The sequence below is a fragment of the Stenotrophomonas sp. P5_B8 genome (assembly GCF_054049855.1).
In genome coordinates this window covers 1-4,516 of sequence record NZ_JBFULO010000331.1, presented here as the reverse complement: position 1 = coordinate 4,516, position 4,516 = coordinate 1, and the positions used below count along the sequence as shown (strand labels likewise).

The 4,516-nt window shown below is 67.2% G+C and carries 5 protein-coding genes; 2 read left to right on the top strand and 3 right to left on the bottom strand.

What is annotated here, in order from left to right; genetic code table 11:
* On the top strand, positions 1–852 hold an 852-nt coding region (locus tag ACXJKH_RS15695; RefSeq protein ID WP_457320672.1), incomplete at its 5' end, for a carbohydrate kinase family protein.
* A gap of 410 nt (positions 853–1,262) precedes the next feature.
* On the opposite strand, the gene ACXJKH_RS15690 is transcribed toward ACXJKH_RS15695, so the two are convergent.
* Both ACXJKH_RS15690 and ACXJKH_RS15685 read right to left on the bottom strand, forming a co-directional pair.
* Complete coding sequence (locus ACXJKH_RS15690) at positions 1,263–1,901, bottom strand: HAD family hydrolase (protein ID WP_457320670.1); 639 nt, start codon at positions 1,899–1,901, stop codon at positions 1,263–1,265.
* Positions 1,898–2,629, bottom strand: coding sequence for a hypothetical protein (locus tag ACXJKH_RS15685; RefSeq protein WP_457320668.1), 732 nt, complete (start codon positions 2,627–2,629; stop codon positions 1,898–1,900). The genes ACXJKH_RS15690 and ACXJKH_RS15685 overlap by 4 nt, the downstream gene beginning before the upstream one ends.
* Before the next feature lie 80 nt (positions 2,630–2,709).
* Between ACXJKH_RS15685 and ACXJKH_RS15680 the strand changes: the two genes are divergently transcribed.
* Positions 2,710–2,832, top strand: coding sequence for a hypothetical protein (locus ACXJKH_RS15680; RefSeq protein WP_457320666.1), 123 nt, complete (start codon positions 2,710–2,712; stop codon positions 2,830–2,832).
* 313 nt (positions 2,833–3,145) lie between these two features.
* Here ACXJKH_RS15680 and ACXJKH_RS15675 read toward each other — a convergent pair.
* The coding region (locus ACXJKH_RS15675) for a M1 family metallopeptidase (protein WP_457320664.1) at positions 3,146–4,516 on the bottom strand (1,371 nt) is incomplete at its 5' end.

Here is a 4,516-nt window from a genome sequence, read left to right as displayed (position 1 = left end):
GTGCACATCCTGAACGTGTCGTTCCTGGTGCCGCGCATGCGTCGTGAATTCGGGGGTTGCGCAGGCAACATCGCCTACAACCTGCACCTGCTGGGCGGCGATCCGATCCCGATGGGCACGGTGGGCTCGGACTTCGGCCCGTACCGGGAGTACTTCCAGGGGTTGGGCATCGACCTGGCCCGGGTCAAGGTGATCGACGAGCTGTTCACCCCGCAGGCGTTCATCACCACCGACCACGACAACAACCAGATCACCGCCTTCCACCCGGGCGCGATGATGCGGTCCTACGAGAACCACGTGAAAGACGTGCCGGGCGTGACCCTGGGCCTGGTCGGCCCGGACGGGCGCGAAGGCATGATCCAGAATTCCGAGGAATTCTTCGCCGCCGGCATCCCGTTCATCTTCGACCCCGGCCAGGCCATGCCGCTGTTCAACGGCCCGGAGCTGCGCACCTTCATCGAGCAGGCCGACTACGTGGTGGTCAACGACTACGAGTCCAACCTGCTGCAGGAGCGCACCGGCTGGGACGAAAAGGCGATCGTGAGCCGGGTCAAGGCCTATATCACCACCCGAGGCCCGAAGGGCGCGGTCATCCACACCCCCGAAAAGACCTACGACATCCCGCCGGCGCACGAGCGCCGCGTGGTCGACCCGACCGGCTGTGGCGACGCGTTCCGCGCCGGCCTGATCTACGGCATCGAAAAGGGCTACGACTGGCTGACCATCGGCCGCATGGGCAACCTGATGGGCGCGCTGAAGGTCGAGCATCCGGGCACGCAGAACCAGCGTTTCACCTTTGATGAGTTCAACGAGCAGTTCAAGCAGCAATTCGGTTACGCCCTGAACGTTTGATCGCGGTGCGATCAAACGCTGTCCACGATTCGCCAGGGCGAATCGCGGGCCCCTCATCCCCGCGCCGTTGGCGCGCCCCCTTGAACATCAAGGGGGCTCTTGACCAGACGGTAGATCGGGACGTGTCTGGGTAGAGTCGGGCCATGCCCGGCTGCTTGCGGTTCCGTTGCCACGACGCCGTGAATCGCTCGCCGTCCCCGGCGGTAGGGTCGGCTCCGGATCGACCGCCGACCGCCGACCGTGCTGGCCACTGCTGGAACGCATGACGTTGGATCACGGCGGCTTCTGCCGTTACCGCGGCGCAGATCACTGCGTTGGTCGCGCCGATCGGTGATGACGGCGGTCGATCGGGATCCGACCCGACCGGTATCGCCGACCCGGCACAGCGCCTGCTCCGCCGGGGCCAGCGATCAGGCCGAGGGCCCCTGCCCTGCCCACTCCGCCAGCACGTCGCCACAATCGGCGCGATGCCAACATGCCAGGCCCGGCCACGGGTTGTCCGGCGCATTCACCAGCAGCGTGCGGGTGCCGGCGGCGCGGCCGCATTCCAGGTCGAAACGGTGGTCGCCGACCATCACCACCCGCTGCGGGTCGATCTGCCAGCGTTGCACGAAGTACTGCAGCCCCGCCGGCGACGGCTTGGGCGTGGCCTCGTCGCGGCCGAYGATGTCATCGGCGCCGAACACGTCCGCCAGCCCGATCGCCTGCAGCGTCACCTGCGCCAGTTCGCGCGCGTTGCGGGTGAGGATGCCCAGTCGGCAGCCGGCGGCGTGCAGCGCGCGGACCAACGCCACCGCGCCGGGTGCTGCGCGTGCGCCCTCGGCCAGGTCGCGCTCATGGGCAAGCAGCCAGGCGTGTTTGGCATCGGCTTGGTCGGCCGGCAGCGCGGCCAGGTGGGCGAGGATGTCTTCCTCCAGCGGAATCGCCAGCGCACGCTTGATCTGTTCGAAATCGTGCACCGCCACGGTCAGCGTGCCGTCCATGTCGAACACCCAGTGATGCATCGCCGACAGCGGCAGCGCTGCCGGCGTCAGCGCTGCGCCGGTCATTCCCACCACTTCGGCATGCGGTGGGTGTCCACGCCACCGGTCTCGAACGCCGCCGTGCGGGTGCCGCCGGCCTTGACCGGGAATTCAATGCTGATCACCTTGGCCTTGCGCGCCAGCTTCCACAGCGCCTTCTGGTCGGTGATGAACATCGCGATGGCCTCGTCGGTCTTCGGCCGCCAGGCCGCCATCGCGATCGGCTTGCCGCCGTCCACGCTGACCTGCACCTTGCACTGCGGGCAGCGGAAATCACCGGCCTGCAGCACCAGGTAGGCGTGGCGCTTCCACTCCGGATGGTCGCGGAACACCAGTTGCACCGGCTTGGGGCCGCTACCGTCCACGTCCACGCGCGCCTTGCTGAAGATCTGCGCCGAGAACTGCGTTCCCTTGGTGCCGACAGGAATCTGGTTGTACTGCCACAGCCCCTGCATGCGGCGCAGGTCGCGGGCGGCGTCGCCCTTGGCCTGGACCTCGGCGAAGCCCGGCTCGATCCGCGCGGCCACGTCGGTGTCCTTGTACTGATCCAGCAGCGCGCCGCCGTGGATGCGTGCGCGCTCCCAATCCTGCGCGGCCACGGCCATATCGTATTCCTTGGCCACGCCTTCGGCCTTGGCTTCCTGCTGCGCCTTGGCGGCAGCGGCGGCGGCTTCCTGCGCCTTGCGTTCTTCCTCCGGGTTGCTGCAGGCAGCCAGCGCGAAGGCACAGGCGGCGGCCAGGATGAGTCGTTTCATTGCGTACTCCGTGATTGGCAAGGCGCCCGATGGCGTCACCCAACTACTGTATCGCCTGAGGCAGCGAAGAGCAGCCGGGCATGGCCCGGCTCTACCGAATCGCGGGATGCGGCGAAGAGCAGCCGGGCATGGCCCGGCTCTACCGAATCGCGGGATGCGGCGAAGAGCAGCCGGGCATGGCCCGGCTCTACCGAATCGCRTGATGCGGCGAAGAGCAGCCGGGCATGGCCCGGCTCTACCGAATCGCGGGATGCGGCGAAGAGCAGCCGGGCATGGCCCGGCTCTACCGGTGCGCTACGCATGCCCGACCGGCATTGCGCCCGGCTTCGCGTGGTACCGGCCCGGTAGTGCCGAGCCATGCTCGGCAGCGGCACTCGCGCGGTACCGGAGCGGTAGTGCCATGCTCGGCAGCGGCACCACGCGGACAATAAAAAAACGGCGGGTTTCCCCGCCGTTTCCAGGCATTGCGTCGCACCGTAGCCGCTGGCCGGGGATGCCCCCGGCCAGCGACGGGCATTATTTCGCGCTTGCCTTGTCCAGCATGTCCTGCACCGAGGCGGTGGTGATCGGGTGGTAACCCGGCTTGGCCTTCTCGAAGGCTGCCTTGGCGAACGCCAGGCCTTCGGGCGTCTTCACCAGTTCGGCGTAGATCGGCAGGATCAGCTTGCGGCGACCGACGCGTTCGATGAAGGCCGCGGCCGGCTCATTCGCTTCGGTGTAACCGCTGCGGATGGCCAGCGGATACCAGCGCATCGCGATTTCGCCATTGGCGGTACCGGTGAAGTGGTAGGCCTTGTCCAGCGCCGCCAGCTTGTCCACCGGCAGGGTCTTGCCCAGGCCGTCGATGAAGTGCACCCATTCCTGGGTGACCCACTCGCCGGTAATCTGCGCGCTGGGCAGCGTGCCACTGCCCTGCCACGCAATGCGCGCGGTATCGACGATGGAGAAGTTGCGCGAGCGGGCCTTGGTGGCGAACGCCGGGATGCCTGGCTCGTCCAGCCACGCCTTCAGCTCGGCGTCGGTGACCGCGCCGGGCTTCTTGTCGAGCAGGTTCTTCTTGAGGTACACCACGAACTGGTCGGTGTTGGCGCTCTGGAAGGCATGGTCATCGAACCAGCCACGCAGGAACGGATCGAACGTTGCACGGCCGAAACGCTGCTCCAGGAACTGCAGGAACCACGCGCCCTTGACGTAGGCAACCTGGCTCAGCGCATCGTCCGGATCACGCTCGGTCAGCGGCGGCAGCGCCAGGGCCTGGTCGGCCGGGCTCATGTCCTTCACTTCGGCGAGCAGATCGTTCTGGTCGATCTCACGCTCCATCTCGGCCATCTCCTGGCCGTACAGCGCCTCGGTGATGCGGCTCTGTACGTAGGTGGTGAAGCCCTCGTTGAGCCAGATGTCCTTCCAGCTGGCGTTCGTCACCAGGTTGCCCGACCAGCTGTGCGCCAGTTCATGGGCGACCAGCGAGACCAGCGACTTGTCACCGACGATCACCGTCGGGGTGGCGAAGGTCAGGCGCGGGTTTTCCATGCCGCCGAACGGGAACGACGGCGGCAGCACCAGCATGTCGTAGCGGCCCCAGCGGTATTCGCCGTAGAGCTTCTCGGCGGCACCGATCATTTTCTCGGTGTCTTCGAACTCCTTGGCGGCCTTGCCGACCATGGTCGGCTCGGCCCACACGCCGGAACGGCCGGAGATCGGCTCGAACACCAGGTCGCCGGCGGCGATGGCCAGCAGGTAGGACGGGATCGGCTGCGGCATCTTGAAGGTGTAATCACCGTCACGCGCGGCCTTGGGATCGTTGTCGGCGCTCATCAGCACCATCACGTCCGGGCGCGAGACCACGTGCGCGCTGTAGGTGAAACGCACGCTCGGGGTGTCCTGCAG

What these genes read in the sequence shown, in the direction of transcription:
- ACXJKH_RS15685 (WP_457320668.1), bottom strand. Translation starts at nt 2,629, where the DNA reads ATGAAACGACTCATCCTGGCCGCCGCCTGTGCCTTCGCGCTGGCTGCC.